11 protein-coding genes are annotated in these 17,760 nt (G+C 75.6%); 10 read left to right on the top strand and 1 reads right to left on the bottom strand.

All coding sequences use genetic code 11. From position 1 onward, the window contains the following. The first annotated feature begins 28 nt into the window (after nt 1-28). The 8 genes from CP974_RS09410 to galE all read left to right on the top strand — a co-directional run bounded on the left by CP974_RS09410 (nt 29) and on the right by galE (nt 13,185). Nucleotides 29-934, top strand: a complete 906-nt coding sequence (locus CP974_RS09410; RefSeq protein ID WP_179959686.1) for a hypothetical protein — start codon at nt 29-31, stop codon at nt 932-934. A 289-nt stretch (nt 935-1,223) separates the two neighbouring features. After that, complete coding sequence (locus tag CP974_RS09405; protein ID WP_031131560.1) at nt 1,224-2,006, top strand: TIGR03936 family radical SAM-associated protein; 783 nt, start codon at nt 1,224-1,226, stop codon at nt 2,004-2,006. A 234-nt stretch (nt 2,007-2,240) separates the two neighbouring features. Further along, on the top strand, nt 2,241-6,722 hold the full coding sequence (locus tag CP974_RS09400; protein ID WP_085921313.1) for an Rne/Rng family ribonuclease: 4,482 nt from the start codon (nt 2,241-2,243) through the stop codon (nt 6,720-6,722). A 337-nt stretch (nt 6,723-7,059) separates the two neighbouring features. After that, nucleotides 7,060-8,178, top strand: a complete 1,119-nt coding sequence (locus CP974_RS09395) for a DegT/DnrJ/EryC1/StrS family aminotransferase (protein ID WP_031128591.1) — start codon at nt 7,060-7,062, stop codon at nt 8,176-8,178. Further along, entirely contained in the window at nt 8,175-9,188 is a 1,014-nt protein-coding gene (locus tag CP974_RS09390; protein ID WP_031128590.1) for a Gfo/Idh/MocA family protein, read from the top strand. Before CP974_RS09395 ends, CP974_RS09390 begins: the two co-directional genes overlap by 4 nt. 11 nt (nt 9,189-9,199) lie before the next feature. Then, nucleotides 9,200-10,828 (top strand): glycosyltransferase family 2 protein, encoded by a 1,629-nt coding sequence (locus tag CP974_RS09385; protein ID WP_031128589.1) that lies wholly within the window; start codon nt 9,200-9,202, stop codon nt 10,826-10,828. Then, nucleotides 10,825-12,108 (top strand): nucleotide sugar dehydrogenase, encoded by a 1,284-nt coding sequence (locus tag CP974_RS09380; protein ID WP_031128588.1) that lies wholly within the window; start codon nt 10,825-10,827, stop codon nt 12,106-12,108. Before CP974_RS09385 ends, CP974_RS09380 begins: the two co-directional genes overlap by 4 nt. Before the next feature lie 105 nt (nt 12,109-12,213). Then, nucleotides 12,214-13,185, top strand: coding sequence for a UDP-glucose 4-epimerase GalE (gene galE / locus CP974_RS09375; RefSeq protein ID WP_031128587.1), 972 nt, complete (start codon nt 12,214-12,216; stop codon nt 13,183-13,185). Nucleotides 13,186-13,637: 452 nt separating this feature from the next. Here the strand turns inward: galE and CP974_RS09370 are convergent, their stop codons facing one another. Next, complete coding sequence (locus CP974_RS09370; RefSeq protein WP_031128586.1) at nt 13,638-14,777, bottom strand: DUF8189 domain-containing protein; 1,140 nt, start codon at nt 14,775-14,777, stop codon at nt 13,638-13,640. Between the two features lie 486 nt (nt 14,778-15,263). Here CP974_RS09370 and wecB point away from each other — a divergent pair, with 486 nt between their 5' ends. Together wecB and CP974_RS09360 are read left to right on the top strand one after the other, a co-directional pair. Continuing rightward, nucleotides 15,264-16,370: a non-hydrolyzing UDP-N-acetylglucosamine 2-epimerase gene (gene wecB / locus CP974_RS09365; RefSeq protein WP_031128585.1), complete on the top strand. Its 1,107-nt coding sequence runs from the start codon at nt 15,264-15,266 to the stop codon at nt 16,368-16,370. A gap of 184 nt (nt 16,371-16,554) precedes the next feature. Further along, nucleotides 16,555-17,760, top strand: coding sequence for a glycosyltransferase (locus CP974_RS09360; protein WP_037936463.1), 1,206 nt, complete (start codon nt 16,555-16,557; stop codon nt 17,758-17,760).

The raw sequence follows: 17,760 nt of genomic DNA, 5'->3' as shown, positions 1-17,760 counted from the left end.
GCGGGCGGGCGACCGCGTCATGGGAATCATGGAACCCGAGATGCGGCCCGCGCGGCGTGAGCCGGAGGGCTGCCTGGTCGCGGCCGTCCGGCTGCCCGTGCGGATCGTCGTACTGGTCGTCGTCGTCCCCGTCCGGATGCTGTGGGACCTCCTCGCGCTGTGCGCCCGGACGCTCCACCGCACGGTCCTGCGTCCCCTCGGCCGCTGCCTGCTGGTGATCCCGTTCACGTGGCTGTGGCGTGCGGTCCTGACCCCGCTCGGCCGGGGCGCCGGCCGGCTGGTTCAGTACCTGGTGGTGGCGCCGGCCGTGTGGGGGTGGCGGTACCTGGTGGTGGCGCCCGCCCGGTGGCTGTGGCGGTACCTGGTCGTCGCGCCCGCCCGGTGGCTGTGGCGGAGCGTCCTGGTCCCCGTGGGGAGGGGGCTCGCACGGCTGGCCGACGCCCTCCTCACGTACCTGGTCGTCGCCCCCGCCCGGTGGCTGTGGCGGGGTGTGCTGGCACCGGCCGGCGCGGGCATCGCCTGGCTCGTCCGGCACCTCGTCGTCGCCCCGGCCCTGTGGGGGTGGCGATGGGTGCTCGTGCCGGTGGGGCGGGGTGCCGCCTGGCTGCTGCGGACGCTCGTCGCCGTACCGCTCGTCACGCTGTGGCGGTGGGTTCTCGTCCCGCTGGGCCGGGGTCTCGCGTTCCTCGGCCGCGAAGTCGCCGCCGCGTTCGCGGTCGCCTGGCGGGTGGCCGGGTACGTGTCCCGTGCCGCGGGGCGCGCGGTGAAGTGGGCCCTGTGGCAGACCGTGGGCCGCCCGGCGCGCTGGTTCTACCGGTCGGTGTGCACGCCCCTCGGCCACTTCGCGCGCGACGCGGTGTGGCGCCCGGCCCGCGACGCGGTCCGCGCCGCCCTGTCCACGGCGCGCCGCACCCTGCGCCGCGCACTGCTCTGAGCGGGGACCCGCCGTACGGCCCGGGGGCGGGGGACGGGGGCGGGGGCCGGCCCATCGGCGTCCCGCCTGTGGAAAACCGCTCCGCCATGGCGCGTACCCTGGGTACAGACGACTGATCCCGGCGCGGCGCCCGCCTCCGAAGGTCTCCCCGCACCAGCGGGGGTGATCCGGGCGGGCCCCCCGGGGCATCCACCGCATCCGGTGGGCGGCGCGCCCCCGCGCCGCCCCGCACCGAGGAGAAGAACCACTGGGCAAGCGACAGCCCGAAGGCCCGCCGCCCGCACCGGCGGTGCAGCGCATCCGACTGCGCTACACCAAGCGCGGCCGCCTCCGGTTCACCAGCCATCGAGACTTCCAGCGCGCCTTCGAGCGCGCGCTGCGCCGCGCCGAGGTGCCCATGGCGTACTCGGCCGGCTTCACGCCCCACCCCAAGGTGTCGTACGCGAACGCCGCCCCGACCGGTACGGCCTCCGAGGCCGAGTACCTGGAGATCGCCCTCACCGCGCCGCGCGACCCCGCGAAGCTGCGGGCGCTGCTCGACGAGTCGCTGCCGGACGGCCTCGACATCGTCGACGCCGTCGAGGCCCGCGCCTCCGGACTGGCCGACCGGCTCACCGCCTCCGTGTGGGAGCTCAGGCTCGACGGGGTGGACCCGGCCGACGCCGAGCGGGCCGCCGCCGCGTTCCTCGCGGCGGGTACGGTGGAGGTGCAGCGCATGACCAAGAACGGTCTGCGCACCTTCGACGCCCGAGCGGCCGTGGCGGGGCTGGAAACCGCTCCCGCCCCGGCTGATAGGCCGCTGGACGGCCCCTGTGCGATACTGCGGCTGGTTGTGCGGCACGTGACACCTGCCGTCCGACCCGACGACGTCCTGTCCGGTCTCCGAGCTGTGGCCGACCTGGCGCCGCCGGTCCCCGCAGCGGTGACCAGGCTGGCGCAGGGGCTCTTCGACGAGGAGTCCGGAACGGTGACCGACCCGCTCGCGCCCGACCGCGAGGCAGTCACGGCCTCCCCACCCGAGGCCGCCGGACACGCCGCCGCGACGGCGCCGGAAGGTGCAGGTTCCGCGTAGGACCGGTCGTCGAAGCGCGGCCCTGGGACTCGGGAGCCACCTGGGTCGGACCGCGTACAGACACAGGAGACTTTCGCCAGGCCGTACGCACAAGGCGTACGGAACCGGCGAGCCAGACATACAGCTCCCGTGCGGCGCCCGCGCCCCGGACGGCGGCCATCGCGTATCCGGCGATGCCGCGGCCGGACCGGAACCAGGCGCGGCGCCCGGGAGCGTGACGGGAGAACCGCCCGCATGCTCGAGCCGAACGAGACCGGCAACGCCGGTGTCAACGAGGACAACAACAGCCCCAGCGACACGCTGCCGCCGCGCCGCAGGCGCCGCGCCGCGTCGCGCCCCGCCGGCCCGCCGGCCGCCGCGGACACCTCCGCGGAGGCCGCCGAGACCGTGCTGGCCACCGCGGCGCCCGCCGCCGCGCCCGACGCGCCCGCCGCCCCGGAGGCGGGGGACACGACCGAGGCCGCCGCTCCGGCGCGCCCGCGCCGCCGCGCCACCCGCAAGGCCACCGCGCCCGCGGTGGAGGCTCCGCAGGCCGTCGAGGCGCCTGAGGCCGCTCCGGCCGCCGAGGCCGCCGCGCCCGCCGCTCCCGTCGAGGAGCCGGCCGCTCCCGCCCGTCCGCGTCGCCGCGCGACCCGCAAGGCGACCGCCCCGGTGACGTCGCCGGAGCCGCAGGCCCCGGCCGCGGAGGCCGCCCCGGCGGAGGCCCCGCAGGCCGCCGAGGCGCCTGAGGCCGCCGCTCCCGCCGAGGCCGCCGCGCCCGCCGAGGAGCCCGCCGCCCCCGCCCGCACCCGCCGCCGCGCCACGCGCAAGGCGACCGCTCCGGCGCCCGTCGAGGAGGCGCCCGCCGTGGCGGAGGCCCCGCAGGCCGTCGAGGTTCCTGAGGCGGCCGTTCCGGCCGTCGAGGCCGCCGCTCCCGCCGAGGCCCCCGCGCCGGTCGAGGAGCCGGCCGCCCCGGCCCGTCCGCGTCGCCGCGCCACCCGCAAGGCGACCGCCCCGGCACCCGTCGAGGAGCCGCAGGCCGCGGAGGCCCCGCAGGTCGTCGAGGAGCCGCAGGCCGCGGAGGCTCCGCAGGCCGCCGCGCCCGTCGAGGCCGCCGCCGCGCCCGCCGAGGAGCCCGCCGCCCCCGCCCGCACCCGCCGCCGCGCCACGCGCAAGGCGACGGCGCCCGCCCCGGCCGAGGAGCCGCGGGCCGCCGAGCCCGAGGCCGAGGAGGCCGGCGGTGGCGAAAGCCTGCCCGCCGCCACCGTGGCGCGCATCAGCGCCGACGAGTCCGGCCAGGTCGCCGCCGCCGAGCAGGCCGCCACCCGGGGCCGCGGACGCCGCCGTGTCAGCACCCCGCAGTTCACCGCCGAGCCGGAGCGCGCCCCCGAGCGCGGACGCCGCCCGTCGCGCCCCGCCGTGCCGGTCTTCCAGGCCCCGGTCTTCGCCGAGCCGATGTTCCAGACGCCGGAGACCGCCGCCGCGGCCGCCGCGGCCGAGGCCCGCGAGGCCACCGCCGAGGTGGAGGCGGAGGAGGAGCTCCCCGAGACCGCCGAGGCCGCCGCCCCCGCCGTCGAGCCCGCGGCGGAGCGTGCCGAGACCGGAGGCCGCCGTCGCCGCCGCCGTCGGGGCGAGCCCGCCGAGACCGCCCCCGCGGCCGCCGCGCAGGCCCCGGCCCCCGAGGCCGCGCCCCTCGCGGAGGAGACCGCCGAGGAGGAGGCCGAGCAGGCCGCCGAGACCGACGAGCAGGACGAGTTCGAGGAGCGCCCGTCGCGGCGCCGCCGCCGCGGTGGCCGTCGCCGCCGCCGGGGCGAGTCGGCCGACGCCGAGGACCACGACGAGTCCGCCGACGCCGAGGGCGCCGAGCAGGGCGGCGAGGACGAGTCCGAGGGCGACGAGCACGAGGAGGAGGGCGAGGAAGGCGAGGAGGACGCCACCCCGTCCGCCGCCGGCACGAGCAGCTCCCGCCGTCGCCGCCGTCGCCGCCGCCGCAGCGGGGAGCCGGCCGCCGACGCGGAGGCGCCCGCCGAGGAGGACGGCGTCCGCACGGTCGTGAAGGTGCGCGAGCCGCGCCCGCCGCGGGACAAGGGCGAGCCGTCCGACGAGGTGCAGTCCATCAAGGGCTCCACCCGCCTGGAGGCCAAGAAGCAGCGCCGCCGCGAGGGCCGCGAGCAGGGCCGCCGCCGCGTCCCGATCATCACCGAGGCCGAGTTCCTGGCCCGCCGCGAGGCGGTCGAGCGCGTCATGGTCGTCCGCCAGAGCGGCGAGCGCACCCAGATCGGCGTCCTCGAGGACAACGTGCTCGTCGAGCACTACGTCAACAAGGAGCAGGCCACCTCGTACGTCGGCAACGTCTATCTGGGCAAGGTCCAGAACGTGCTGCCGTCCATGGAGGCCGCCTTCGTCGACATCGGCAAGGGCCGCAACGCCGTCCTGTACGCGGGCGAGGTCAACTTCGAGGCGCTCGGCATGGCCCACGGGCCGCGCCGCATCGAGACCGCCCTCAAGTCCGGCCAGTCCGTCCTCGTCCAGGTGACGAAGGACCCGATCGGCCACAAGGGCGCCCGCCTCACCAGCCAGGTCTCCCTGCCCGGCCGGTACCTGGTCTACGTGCCCGAGGGCTCCATGACCGGCATCAGCCGCAAGCTGCCCGACACCGAGCGGGCCCGGCTGAAGACCATCCTCAAGAAGATCGTCCCCGAGGACGCCGGCGTCATCGTGCGCACGGCCGCCGAGGGCGCGAGCGAGGACGAGCTGCGCCGCGACGTCGAGCGGCTCCAGGCGCAGTGGGAGGAGATCCAGCGCAAGGCGAAGACGGGCAACGCCCCGACGCTCCTGTACGGCGAGCCGGACATGACCGTCCGCGTCGTCCGCGACATCTTCAACGAGGACTTCTCCAAGGTCATCGTCAGCGGTGACGAGGCGTGGGAGACGATCCACGGCTACGTGTCGCACGTCGCGCCCGACCTGGCGGACCGGCTGCAGCGCTGGACCTCCGAGGTCGACGTCTTCGCGACGTACCGGATCGACGAGCAGCTGATGAAGGCGCTCGACCGCAAGGTGTGGCTGCCGTCCGGCGGCTCGCTGGTGATCGACAAGACCGAGGCGATGATCGTCGTCGACGTCAACACCGGCAAGTTCACCGGCCAGGGCGGCAACCTGGAGGAGACGGTCACCAGGAACAACCTGGAGGCGGCCGAGGAGATCGTCCGCCAGCTGCGCCTGCGCGACCTGGGCGGCATCGTCGTCATCGACTTCATCGACATGGTGCTGGAGTCCAACCGGGACCTGGTGCTGCGGCGCCTGCTGGAGTGCCTGGGCCGGGACCGTACGAAGCACCAGGTCGCCGAGGTCACGTCGCTGGGCCTGGTCCAGATGACCCGCAAGCGGGTCGGCCAGGGCCTGCTGGAGTCCTTCTCCGAGACCTGCGTCCACTGCAACGGCCGCGGTGTCATCGTGCACATGGAGCAGCCCGCCACCTCGGGCGGCGGCGGTGGTGGGAAGAAGTCCCGCAAGCGCGGCCGCGGCGGCGCCGAGCAGCCGGCCGAGCACGCCGAGCACACCCACGAGTACGCGCACGAGCCGGCCGAGGCCGAGGCCGGGCGGCCCGCGGAGGCGCCCGCCCCCGTGGCGGCCCGCCGCGCCGAGGCGCCCGCCCCGGCCGCCGAGCCGCAGCAGGCGTTCGCCCCGGACGAGGAGCTGTACTCCAGCGCCGCCGAGGCCGAGGCCGCCGCGTCCCGCGGCCGTACCCGCCGCAGGGCCGGGCGCAGGGCGTCCGCCCCCGCCGGTGCGCCGCGCACCGCCGAGGCCGCGCCGGTGGCGCAGGCCCCGGTGCCCCCGGTCGCCGAGCCGGTCACCGCCGCGGAGCCGGAGCCGGCCGCCCCGGTCGCCGCGCCGGTCACCGCCCCGGAGCCGGTCGCACAGGCCGCCCCCGAGGCGCCCGCCGCCGAGGAGGCCGCGGCGCCCGTCGAGCCGGCCGCGCCGCAGGGCCGTACGCGCCGCCGCGCCACCCGCAAGGCGACGGCGCCGGCCGGTTCGCCGTCGGGCGCCGAGGCCGCCGTCCTCGTGGCCCCCGCCCCGGAGGCCCCGGCCGCCACCGAGGCCCCGGCCGCCGAGTCCGCCGCCGAGGCGCCGCCGGTGACCGCCGAGCCCGCCGCCGAGGCGCCCGCCCCCGTGGCGGCCCCGCCGAGGGCGCGCCGCCGGGTGGTCCGCAAGGTCACCGCTCCCGCCGGTTCGCCGTCGGGCGCCGAGGAGGCCGCGATCGTCGTCGTGGCCGCCGCCCCGGCGGCGGAGCAGCCGGCCCCCGAGCCGGAGGCCCCCGCCGCGGAGGCGACCGAGCCGGAGGCCGAGGTGGCCCCCGCGGCCGAGGAGGCCGAGGTGGCCCCCGCGGCCGAGGAGGCCGAGGAGGCCCCCGCGGCCGAGGAGGCCGAGGAGGCCCCCGCGGCCGAGGTGGCCGAATCGGAGGCCGCCGAGAAGCCGGCGCGCAAGACCGCGGCCAAGAAGGCGACGGCCAAGAAGACCGCCGCGAAGAAGACGGCGGCCAAGAAGACCGCCGCGAAGAAGACGACGACCGCCAAGAAGGCCACGGCCACCAAGGCGGCGTCGAAGACGGCCGGCACGGCGAAGACGGCGAAGACCGCCAAGACGGCCAAGACGGCCAAGACGGCGGCCACCAGGAAGACCGCCGCGGCCGAGCAGCCGTCCGCCCCCTCCGTGACGGCGGTCACGGAGGACTGAACGCCTGGTGAAGCCTGGCCGAAATGATCTGTGTCCCGTCTCGCATATCCGCGGGACGGGACACGGATTTTGTTTCAGAACCGATGCTTCCGGCCGTTAACGGCCCGGAAATTGGCAGAGTCGTTCCTGATAATGTGACGCCGGTCGATGCCGTCCGCCGTTCCCCACCGGGGCGTCGGAGCGGTGTACGACCCGGTTCCGGGCCGGACCCGTCCCGGCCGTCATCGGTAGGGCGTCGGCATCGCGCCGGAGGGGTGGACGCGCGCTCTCGACGAGTCGTCCGCACACCCCGGACCTCTGCCACATAGAGCTCTTGCGGTGTTCAAGGAGGACGTCCATGCCGAGCGTCAACGAGCAGCCCATCCCCGCTGCCCGCCCGGTCATCGGTGAAGAGGAGATCGAGGCCGCCGTACGCGTGCTGCGCAGCGGCCGCGTCGTACAGGGACCGGAGGTCGCGGCGTTCGAGGAGAGCTTCGCGGACCTGGTCGACGGGCGCCACTGCGTCGCCGTCAACTCCGGCACCTCGGCGCTGCACCTTCTCCTGATGGCCCTGAACATCGGCCCCGGCGACGAGGTCGTCGTGCCCTCGTTCTCGTTCGCCGCGTCCGCCAACGCGATCCGCCTGGTCGGCGCCGACGCGGTCTTCGTCGACATCGACCCGGACACGTTCTGCGTGGACCCGGCCGCCGTCGAGGCCGCCATCACCCCGCGCACGGCCGCGATCATGCCGGTGCACCTGTACGGCCACCCGGCCGCGATGGACCGGATCACGGCCATCGCCGACAAGCACAAGCTGGCCGTCGTCGAGGACGCCTGCCAGGCGCACGCCGCCGCCCTGAACGGCACCCCCGTGGGCGCGTTCGGCGCGGGCGGCACCTTCAGCTTCTACCCGACCAAGAACATGCACTCCCTCGAGGGCGGCATGATCACGGTCGCCGACGCGGAGCTCGCCCGCACCCTGCGCCTGCTGCGCAACCAGGGCATGGAGCAGCGGTACGCCAACGAGATCGTCGGCGCCAACGTGCGCATGACCGACGTCGCCGCCGCCGTGGGCCGCGTCCAGCTCGCCAAGCTGAACGGCTGGACCGAGCAGCGCATCGCCAACGCCGCGTACCTCACCGAGCACATCACCGCGCCGAACGTGGTCACCCCGGTCGTCGCCGAGGGCGCGCGCCACATCTACCACCAGTACACGATCCGCGTCCGCGGCGACCGCGAGGCCGCCATGGCGAAGCTCACCGAGGCGGGCGTCGGCAACGCCGTGTACTACCCGACGCCGATCCACCGCCTGAAGCCGTACTGGGAGCCAGACCAGAAGGCCGGGCGCACCTGGGACCTGCCGGAGACGGAGAAGGCCGCCGCCGAGGTGGTCTCCCTGCCCGTCCACCCGCTGCTGACCCAGAGCGACCTGGAGCGGATCGTCACCGCCGTGAACGCCCTGGGGGAGAACCTGTGACCGCCACCGGAACGCTCCGGGCCGGCCTCGTCGGCCTCGGCTCCATGGGCCGCCACCACGCCCGCGTCCTCGCCGGGCTGGAGGGCGTCCAGCTCGTCGGCGTCGTCGACCCGATGGGCGACACCAACGGCTGGGCGCAGGGCGCCCCCGTCCTCGCCACCGTCGAGGAGCTGCTGGCCCTCGGCGTCGACTACGCCGTCGTCGCCTGCCCGACCGCCCTCCACGAGGAGGTCGGCCTGAAGCTGGCCGAGGCCGGCGTGTGCGCGCTCGTCGAGAAGCCCGTCGCGGACACCGTCGAGGGCGCCCGCCGCCTGGTCGAGGCGTTCGAGTCGCGCGGCCTCGTCGCCGGTGTCGGCCACATCGAGCGGTGCAACCCGGCGCTGCGCTCGCTGCGCACCCGCCTGGAGGCCGGTGAGCTGGGCGACGTGTACCAGGTCGTCACCCGCCGCCAGGGCCCCTTCCCTCACCGCATCGCGGACGTCGGCGTCGTCAAGGACCTCGCCACCCACGACATCGACCTCACCGGCTGGGTCACCGGCCAGACGTACACGTCGATCGCCGCGCACACGGTGTCCAAGTCGGGCCGCCCGCACGAGGACATGGTGTCCGCCGTCGGCAAGCTCTCCGACGGGACGATGGTCAGCCACCTCGTGAACTGGCTGAGCCCGCTCAAGGAGCGCTTCACCTCCGTCACCGGCGAGCGCGGCTGCTTCGTCGCCGACACCCTCACCGCCGACCTGACGTTCCACTCCAACGCCGCCGTCGCCACCGAGTGGGAGGCCCTGCGCGCCTTCCGCGGTGTCGCCGAGGGCGACATGGTCCGGTACGCCATCCCGAAGCGCGAGCCGCTGCTGGTCGAGCACGAGCTGTTCCGCGACGCGGTCCTCGGCAAGTCCGACGACATCTGCACGCTGCGGCAGGGCCTGCGCACGGTGGAGGTCGCCGCGGCCGTCCTGGAGTCCGCCGCGACCGGCGACACCGTCCGTCTCGACGGCGCCGCGCGGGGATAGGGCTGCCTCCCTTGACCAGACCCGATGTCACCGTCGTGGTGGCGGTCTACAACACGATGCCGTACCTGACGGAGTGCCTGAACTCGCTCGTCAAGCAGAGCATCGGCCAGGGCCGCCTGGAGATCGTGGCCGTCGACGACGGCTCGACCGACGACAGCGGCGCCGAGCTCGACCGCTTCGCGGAGCGGTACCCCGGCGTCGTGAAGGTCCTCCACCAGGCCAACTCCGGAGGCCCGGCCGCTCCCAGCAACCGGGCCCTGGAGGTGGCCACCGGCCGCTACGTGTACTTCGTCGGCTCCGACGACCACCTCGGCCGCGAGGCCCTGGAGCGCATGGTGAAGTGCGCCGACGAGCACGGCTCGGACGTCGTCGTCGGCAAGATGGTCGGCACCAACGGCCGCTACGTCCACCAGGCGCTCTTCAAGAAGAGCGACCCCGACATCAGCCTGTACGACTCGGCGCTGCCCTTCACCCTCGCCAACACCAAGCTGTTCCGGCGCGACCTCGTCGAGCAGCACAAGCTGCGCTTCCCGGAGGACATGCCGGTCGGCTCCGACCAGCCGTTCACCATCGAGGCGTGCGTCCGCGCCCGGAAGATCTCCGTCGTCGCGGACTACACCTGCTACTACGCCGTGAAGCGCGGCGACGCGTCGAACATCACCTACCGCGCCGACCACCTCTCCCGGCTGCGCTGCACCGCCCAGATCATGGAGCACGCGGCGGAGCTGATCGAGGCCGGCCCGAAGCGGGACGCCGTCTTCAGGCGGCACTTCACCTGGGAGCTGGCCAAGCTCGTCCAGGACGACTTCCCGTCCCTGGACCGGGCCGTCCAGGTGGAGCTGTGCGCCGGCATCGCGGAGCTGGCCGACGCGTACTTCACCGACGCGCTGCGCGACGCGATGGACGTCAGGCGGCGGGTGCGGATCGCCCTCGCCCAGCGCGGCGCCGTCGACCCGCTGATCCGCGCCATCCGGGACGAGGCGGAGCACGGCGCGCCGCCGCTGCTGCTGGAGGACGGCCGCGCGTACGTGCGCTACCCCGGCTTCCGCGACCCCGCCCTCGGCCTGCCCGACCGGCTCTACGAGGTGATCGGCGAGGCCGTGCCCGGCCAGCTCGCCGACGGCACCGGCCTGGTGTCCGCCACCTGGGAGCAGAACGGCGACGACATGGCCGTCAGCCTCGCCGTCCGCGTCCCCGTCACCGGCGACACCGCGTCCGCGACCGTGCGCCTCGCCGACCGGGCCATGCCCAGGAGCGCCGACAAGCCCGGCGGCCGGCGCGTCCCCGTCGGCACCGAACTGCCCCCGTCCATCGGCCAGTCCGGCCAGGAGCCGACGGCCGACGGCGACGGGACGGTGCTGCGGGCCCGCGTCCCGCTCCGCCCGGTCCGGGCCAGGCTCGGCGTCCGCGCCTACCTCGATGTGGCAGGCTCGACGTACGAGATCCCCGTCAAGACCCAGGGGGTGCCGCTGCCCCTGGCCCGGCGCTGGCGCGAGAAGGTCCCGTACCGCGTCTCCGCCACCGCCAACGCCAAGGGGCGGCTCGTCATCACCACGGCCCCGCTGTGGGGCCCCCCGCCCGGCGGCGCCCGGCGACTGCGCCGCGTCCTGTCCCGTGTGAAGAGGAAACTGACCCGATGAACATCTGTGTAGTCGCGCTCGGCAAGATCGGTCTGCCGCTCGCCGTGCAGTTCGCCGACAAGGGCCACAAGGTCATCGGCGCCGACGTCAACGAGAAGGTCGTCGAGCTGGTCAACGCCGGCACCGAGCCCTTCCCCGGCGAGCACGACCTGGACGTCAAGCTGAAGAAGGCCGTCGACGCCGGACTGCTCACCGCCACCACCGACACCGCCGCCGCCGTCGCGCAGTCCGAGGCCGTCGTCGTGGTCGTCCCGCTCTTCGTGGACGCCGAGGGCACCCCGGACTTCGGGTGGATGGACGCCGCCACGCGGGCCATCGCCCAGGGCCTCAAGCCCGGCACCCTCGTCTCGTACGAGACCACGCTGCCCGTCGGCACCACCCGCACCCGCTGGGCGCCGATGCTGGAGGAGGGCTCCGGCCTCACCGCCGGCGAGGACTTCCACCTGGTCTTCTCGCCGGAGCGGGTCCTCACCGGCCGCGTCTTCGCCGACCTGCGCCGCTACCCCAAGCTCGTCGGCGGCATCGACGAGGCGTCCGGCGCCCGCGGCGTCGCGTTCTACGAGCAGGTCCTCGACTTCGACGAGCGCACCGACCTGCCCCGGCCGAACGGCGTGTGGGACCTCGGCACCGCCGAGGCGTCCGAGCTGGCCAAGCTCGCCGAGACCACCTACCGCGACGTCAACATCGGCCTGGCGAACCAGTTCGCCCGCTTCGCCGACAAGAACGACATCGACGTCAAGAAGGTCATCGAGGCCTGCAACTCGCAGCCCTACAGCCACATCCACCAGCCCGGCATCGCCGTCGGCGGCCACTGCATCCCGATCTACCCGCGGATGTACCTGTGGAACGACCCGGAGGCGACCGTCGTCCGCTCCGCGCGCGAAGCCAACGCCGCCATGCCGGAGTACGCCGTCGACCTGCTCGCCGCCGCCTACGGCGACCTGAAGGGCGCGGCCGTGCTCGTGCTGGGCGCCGCCTACCGCGGCGGCGTCAAGGAGACCGCCTTCTCCGGCGTCTTCCCCACGGTCGAGGCGCTCAAGGCGCGCGGCGCCGTCCCGTACGTCTCCGACCCGATGTACACCGACGAGGAGCTGGCCGCCCACGGCCTCACCCCGCACCAGGGCGAGACGGTCACCGCGGCGATCCTCCAGGCCGACCACGCCGAGTACCGCGAGCTCGCGGCCTCGGACCTGCCGGACGTGAAGGTCCTGGTCGACGGCCGCCGCACCACCGACCCGGCCCGCTGGGAGGGCGTCCGCCGCGTCGTCATCGGCGGCTGACCGGCTCCGCACCGCGGTCCCGCGGCGCCCCGGGCGCGCCGCCGACACCCAGGCCCTGTCCCGCCCCGCCAGGCGGGGCAGGGCCGACCTGCTGGAGGTTCCACGATGTCCTGGTTGATCACCGGAGGCGCCGGATACATCGGCTCGCACGTGGTGCGGGCGATGGCCGGGGCGGGCGAGAGCGTCGTCGTCGTCGACGACATGACGGGCGGCCGCGCCGACCGGCTGCCCGCCGGGGTCCCGCTGGAGAAGGGCTCGGTCCTCGACCGGGACCTCCTCGACCGCGTCCTGCGCGAGCACGCCGTCACCGGCATCGTGCACATCGCCGCGAAGAAGCAGGTCGCCGAGTCCGTGGCGAATCCGCTCCTGTACTACCGGCAGAACGTCGAGGGCATGCGCGTCCTCCTCGACGCCGCCGTCGACGCGGGGGTGTCCCGCCTGCTCTTCTCCTCGTCGGCCGCCGTGTACGGCTCGCCCGACGTGGACCTCGTCACCGAGCGGACCCCGTGCGCGCCGATCAACCCGTACGGCGAGACGAAGCTGGCGGGGGAGTGGATGACGGCCGCGGTCGGCCGGGCCCACGGCATGGCCACCGCCGCGCTGCGCTACTTCAACGTGGCGGGCGCCGCCGCTCCCGAGCTGGCCGACGACGGCGCCCACAACCTGGTGCCGATGGTCTTCGAGCGGCTGGCGGCCGGGCGGGCGCCGCTGGTCTTCGGCGACGACTACCCGACGCCGGACGGGACGTGCGTGCGCGACTACATCCACGTGGCGGACATCGCCTCCGCCCACCTCGCGGCGGCGCGGCGGCTCGCCGCCGACCCGGGCGCGCGGCTCGTGCTCAACGTGGGGCGCGGCGAGGGCGTCTCCGTACGGGAGATGGTCCGCGTGATCCAGGAGGTCACCGGGCTCACGGGCGTCGCGCCCGAGATCGGCCCCCGGCGGCCGGGCGACCCTGCGCGGGTCGTCGCCGCCGCGGACCTCGTCCACCGGGAGCTGGGGTGGACGGCCCGGTACGGCGTCCGCGAGATGGTCGAGTCCGCCTGGCGCGGCTGGACCCTCCGCCACCCGGCCTGACGGGGGCCCGGCCCGGCGAGGCGTGCCGCGCCGCGCCCGCGGGGCCGGCCGTCCGCCCAACCGGCCGCCGGGGCGGGCCGTCCGCCCACCCGGCCGCCGGGGCCGGCCGTGCACCCGGCCGCCGGAATCCCGTGCGCCCGTTCCGGCCTTCGGGACCGAACCGTCGTCAGGCCGCCGCAGGCCCGCCGGGCGCCGACCCGTGCGAGGGCCGGGTCCCGCGGGCCGGGTGGCTCCGCTCCGACAGGGGCGCGGCTCCGCGGTGCGCGCCCCGTCCGCCCCGCCCACGCGAGGGCCGGGCCGCGGGTCCGGACCCCGCCGCGCTCCGCACGGGGAGGGTCCCGCGCCGCCGGTGGCCCCGGCACACGGGCGGGGCCTCGCGGCGGAGGCGGGCGGACGCCGGAGGCGCCGCCGCGCCGAGGCCACAGGGCCGCCCGCCCCGCCGCCGGGGGCGGTCAGGCCCGTGTCCAGGCCCCCAGGGCCAGGCCGCTCTCGGCCTTCTGGCGGGCGGTCCACAGCGCGCCGTCCGTGCCGATCACCGCCATGACGACCCGGCCGGCCCCGTCCAGCGCCAGCGCCGGCGCGCCCAGGCAGGGGCTCCCGGTGAGCGTCCAGGTCACCCCGGCGTCCTCGTCCCCGGTCGGGTACGCGGCGAGCGCCGCCCGGCCCGTCTCCTCGTCCCGGTGCGCCAGCACCGTGCAGTCGTGCCCGTCCACGACGGTGCGCACCACCGCCACCGGACCGGTGCCCGACCCGTCGCCGAGCCGCGCCCCGCCCGGCGGCGACGGCCGCCAGGCCCGTACGGCGCGGTCGGCGGCGTCGTGCCAGAAGTGCGTCAGCTCCCCGTCCGGACCGGTCACCGCGGCGTTCGCCGAGTCGGGCGCCGCCCGCAGCGGCACGTCGTCGGCCCGCTCGAAGCGGACGCCCGGCTTCTCCCGCTCCCACCGCAGCACCGCCGCCGACGTGGGCGCCAGCACCTCCACCCGGCCGTCCCCGGCGAGCGCCGCCGACACCGTGCCGTGCACACCGCTGCCCTTGAGGTCGGCCCACGCGTTCCACGCGCCCGTCTTGGCCTGGCTGCGGGCGCACACCCCGCCGCCCGCGTTGCGGACGAAGACGTTCAGGGAGCCGTCCGTGTCGACGACGGCGGTCGGCAGGCCTATCTGCCCGGCCAGCGACGGGTCGTTGGGGTACGGCGTGCCCAGGGGCCGCCAGTCCCGTACGGGCCGCCCCGTCTGGTACTGGAGCGCGTACACCACGTCCGTGCCGGTCCGCCCGTCCGCGAGCCGCTCCCGGCGCAGCCCCACCAGGTGGACGTACCCGTCCGCGCCCTGCGCGACCGCCACGTACGGCAGCACGCCCGGCGCCGGGATCAGCTCGGGCCTGGCCCAGTCGGGGCCGCCCGGCCGCTTCTCCGTCCAGCGCAGCACGCCGCCGTCGCCGGGGGCGTACGCGGTGAGCCGGCCGTCCTTGCCGCGCACCAGCCAGCCGGTGGCCGCGGGCACCGACGGGTCCAGGACCGGGAGGGGCGCCTCCTCGGCGGGCACGGGCCGGCCGGCCCGGCGTTTGGCTTTCCGCGTGAACAAGACCGCCATGGCTGACGTCGACCTTTCCCCTGTACCTGGACCGCGAGCGAGTGATCTCCACCGCAGGCGCGCGCGACCCTAGCATCTCGCATCCGCGAGGCCAGGGCCCCGCGGAGGCCCGGTCCGCGGCCCACCCGCCCCCGCGAGGCCCCGGCACCGCCCCGGCACCGCCCGGCCACGGGCCCACCGCGCAGCCCCGGCACGCCCCGGTGCGGACCCGTCACGGATGCGGCACCGGCCCACCGCGAGGCCCGGCACGAACCCACCGCGAGGCCCGGCACGATCGCGGCGCGACCCCGGCACGGACCGGCCGCCGGCCCGCCGCGCGGGCCCCGCGAGGCCCCGGTACGGACCTGGCACGGCCCCGGTACGGGCCCGGCACACACCCGGTACCGGCCCGGTACGGGCCCGCCGCGGACCCGGTACGGAGCACCGCGCCCCCGGGCATACGATGGCGTTGCCCCTCATCGACCTGACCCAGAAGAAGAGTGCGCAGTGAAAGTCATCAGCATCGTCGGCGCCCGTCCCCAACTGGTGAAGCTCGCGCCCATCGCGGCCGCTTTCGCGGAGACGGAGCACGAGCACTTCATCGTGCACACCGGGCAGCACTACGACGCCGACCTGTCGGACGTCTTCTTCCAGGGCCTCGGCATCCCGGACCCGGACGTCCACCTCGGGGTCGGCTCCGGCAGCCACGGCGTGCAGACCGGCTCGGTCCTCTCGGCCCTCGACCCGGTCCTGGAGCGCGAGAAGCCGGACTGGGTCCTCGTCTACGGCGACACCAACTCCACCATCGCGGGCGCCCTGTCCGCGGTGAAGATGCACCTGCCCGTCGCGCACCTGGAGGCGGGTCTGCGCTCCTTCAACCGGCGCATGCCGGAGGAGCACAACCGCGTCCTCACCGACCACTGCGCCGACGTGCTGCTCGCCCCGACCGAGGAGGCCATGCGCCACCTCGCCGACGAGGGCCTGAAGGACCGCGCCGTCCTCGCCGGCGACGTCATGGTCGACATCTGCCTGCGCATCCGCGACGCCGTCCTCGCGGGCGAGCACCCGGCGCCCGCGCTGCCCGAGGGCATCGACCCGGCGCAGCCGTTCCTGCTGGCCACGATCCACCGGCCGGACAACACCGACGACCCCGAGCGGCTCGCCGCGATCGTCGACTCGCTGGCCGCGCTGCCGCTGCCGGTGGCGCTGCTCGCCCACCCGCGCCTGGTCGCCCGCGCCCAGCAGCACGGCATCGAGCTGGCGAAGGGCTCCGTCCACGTGGGCCGCCCGCTGCCGTACGCCGGCCTCGTCGCCGCCGTGCTCGCCTCGTCCGGTGTCGTCACCGACTCCGGCGGCCTGCAGAAGGAGGCGTTCCTGCTGGAGCGCGTCACCACCACGATCCGCCCCGAGACCGAGTGGGTCGAGACGGTCGGCACCGGCTGGAACGTCCTGGTCCCCGACCCGCACGCGCTGCCCGCCGGCGAGTGGGCCGCCACGGTCACCCGTCCCGCGCCGACCGCGGACAAGGGCACCCCGTACGGCGACGGACGCGCCGCGCACAACGTCGTCCGCATCCTGGAGGAGTGGCAGAGCACCGTCCGCAGCGACGGCTGACCGGCCCCCCTCCGGCGCCCCGTACCCCGCCCTTCACCTGCCCGTATCCCGCCCGTGTCCCGCCCGTTCCCCCGCCCGCGAAGGCCGGGGCGCGGGCGGTGCGCAGGCCCCTCGGGCCACCCGGCGGGAAGGGGCGCCGGTGATAAAGTGGCGCGTCGCCGTGCAATCTCGTAAGGAAGTCGACATGAAGCAGGCAGCATCCAGGGATGCAGCCGTGGTCACGCCGTGGTATCCGACACGGGAGTTGCCTTTCCGGGGGTCCTTCGTCCAGGCCATGGTGGCGGCAACCGCGCCCGGCTGCGACAGCTTCACCGTCTACCACTGCGACCCGTGGGTGGCCCCCATGGACGCGGCGGCGACGAAGGCGGTCGAGGAGGCCAACGCCAAGGTGATGGCCCGCGCCGCGCACCGCGTGCCGACCGCGGGAGGCGCCGAGCTGGTCTCGTTCCCCGTCACCACCCCGCGCGGCCAGGACTACGGCGCCCAGTCCCGCAACCACGAGCGCCAGCTCCGCAACCTCCTCGGCGGCGAGCCGATCGACGCGGACGTCGTCCACGCCCACGTCGGCCTGCCCAGCGGCTGGGCCGCGCTGAAGAACGCCCGTCCCGGCGCGAAGGTCTTCGTCACCGAGCACGCGTCCTTCCTGGAGCGGGTCTTCCAGGACCCCGAGGCCGTCGAGCTGTACGACGAGCTGATGCACGGCGTCACCGGCTTCCTCGTCGTCGGTGACAAGGTCACCGAGGTGCTGGAGCGTCAGTTCCCGCACCACGCCGACAAGATACTGCGCATCCCCAACCCGATCTCCTTCGACGAGCCGCGCCCCGAGCCGGTCAAGGACCTGCGCAGCTGGCTGTACCTGGGCAGCGTCACCGAGCACAAGGGCGTCACCTGGCTGGTCGAGGCGTTCGCACGGTGCCACGCCGAGGACCCGACGCTCACCCTGACCCTCGTGGGCGAGGGCCCGCTGCGCGGCCCGCTCACCGAGCGCGTCGCCGAACTGGGCCTGGGCGACGCCGTGAAGCTGCCCGGCTCCATCCCGCACGAGCAGGCGCTGGAGCTGATGCGCGGTCACGACCTGCTGGTCCACCCCAGCCGGTACGAGACGTTCGGCATGACCATCGTCGAGGGCATCGCCGCCGGCATGCCGGTCCTCGTGACCCGCTGCGGCGGCCCCGAGAAGACGCTCGCCGGCATCGAGGACGCCGCGGGCGAGCTCATCGACGTGGAGGAGAACGCGGAGTCGATCAGCGAGGGGTACCGGCGCCTGCGCGCCCGCTTCCTCGACGGCCAACTGGACCTCGCGCGCGCCCAGGCGAAACTGGCCGCCGACTACGGCTACGAGGCCGTGGCCCAGGCGCACTACCGACTCTGGTTCCCCGACTCCCCGTGA

The sequence above is a fragment of the Streptomyces fradiae ATCC 10745 = DSM 40063 genome, assembly GCF_008704425.1.
GTDB classification, from domain to species: domain Bacteria; phylum Actinomycetota; class Actinomycetes; order Streptomycetales; family Streptomycetaceae; genus Streptomyces; species Streptomyces fradiae.
Note: the sequence above shows the minus strand (reverse complement) of the source record. Positions and strands in the feature narration are given on the sequence as shown.

What these genes read in the sequence shown, in the direction of transcription:
- CP974_RS09400 (WP_085921313.1), top strand. Translation starts at nt 2,241, where the DNA reads ATGCTCGAGCCGAACGAGACCGGCAACGCCGGTGTCAACGAGGACAAC.
- galE (WP_031128587.1), top strand. Translation starts at nt 12,214, where the DNA reads ATGTCCTGGTTGATCACCGGAGGCGCCGGATACATCGGCTCGCACGTG.
- CP974_RS09410 (WP_179959686.1), top strand. Translation starts at nt 29, where the DNA reads ATGGAACCCGAGATGCGGCCCGCGCGGCGTGAGCCGGAGGGCTGCCTG.
- CP974_RS09380 (WP_031128588.1), top strand. Translation starts at nt 10,825, where the DNA reads ATGAACATCTGTGTAGTCGCGCTCGGCAAGATCGGTCTGCCGCTCGCC.
- CP974_RS09395 (WP_031128591.1), top strand. Translation starts at nt 7,060, where the DNA reads ATGCCGAGCGTCAACGAGCAGCCCATCCCCGCTGCCCGCCCGGTCATC.
- CP974_RS09370 (WP_031128586.1), bottom strand. Translation starts at nt 14,777, where the DNA reads ATGGCGGTCTTGTTCACGCGGAAAGCCAAACGCCGGGCCGGCCGGCCC.
- CP974_RS09360 (WP_037936463.1), top strand. Translation starts at nt 16,555, where the DNA reads ATGAAGCAGGCAGCATCCAGGGATGCAGCCGTGGTCACGCCGTGGTAT.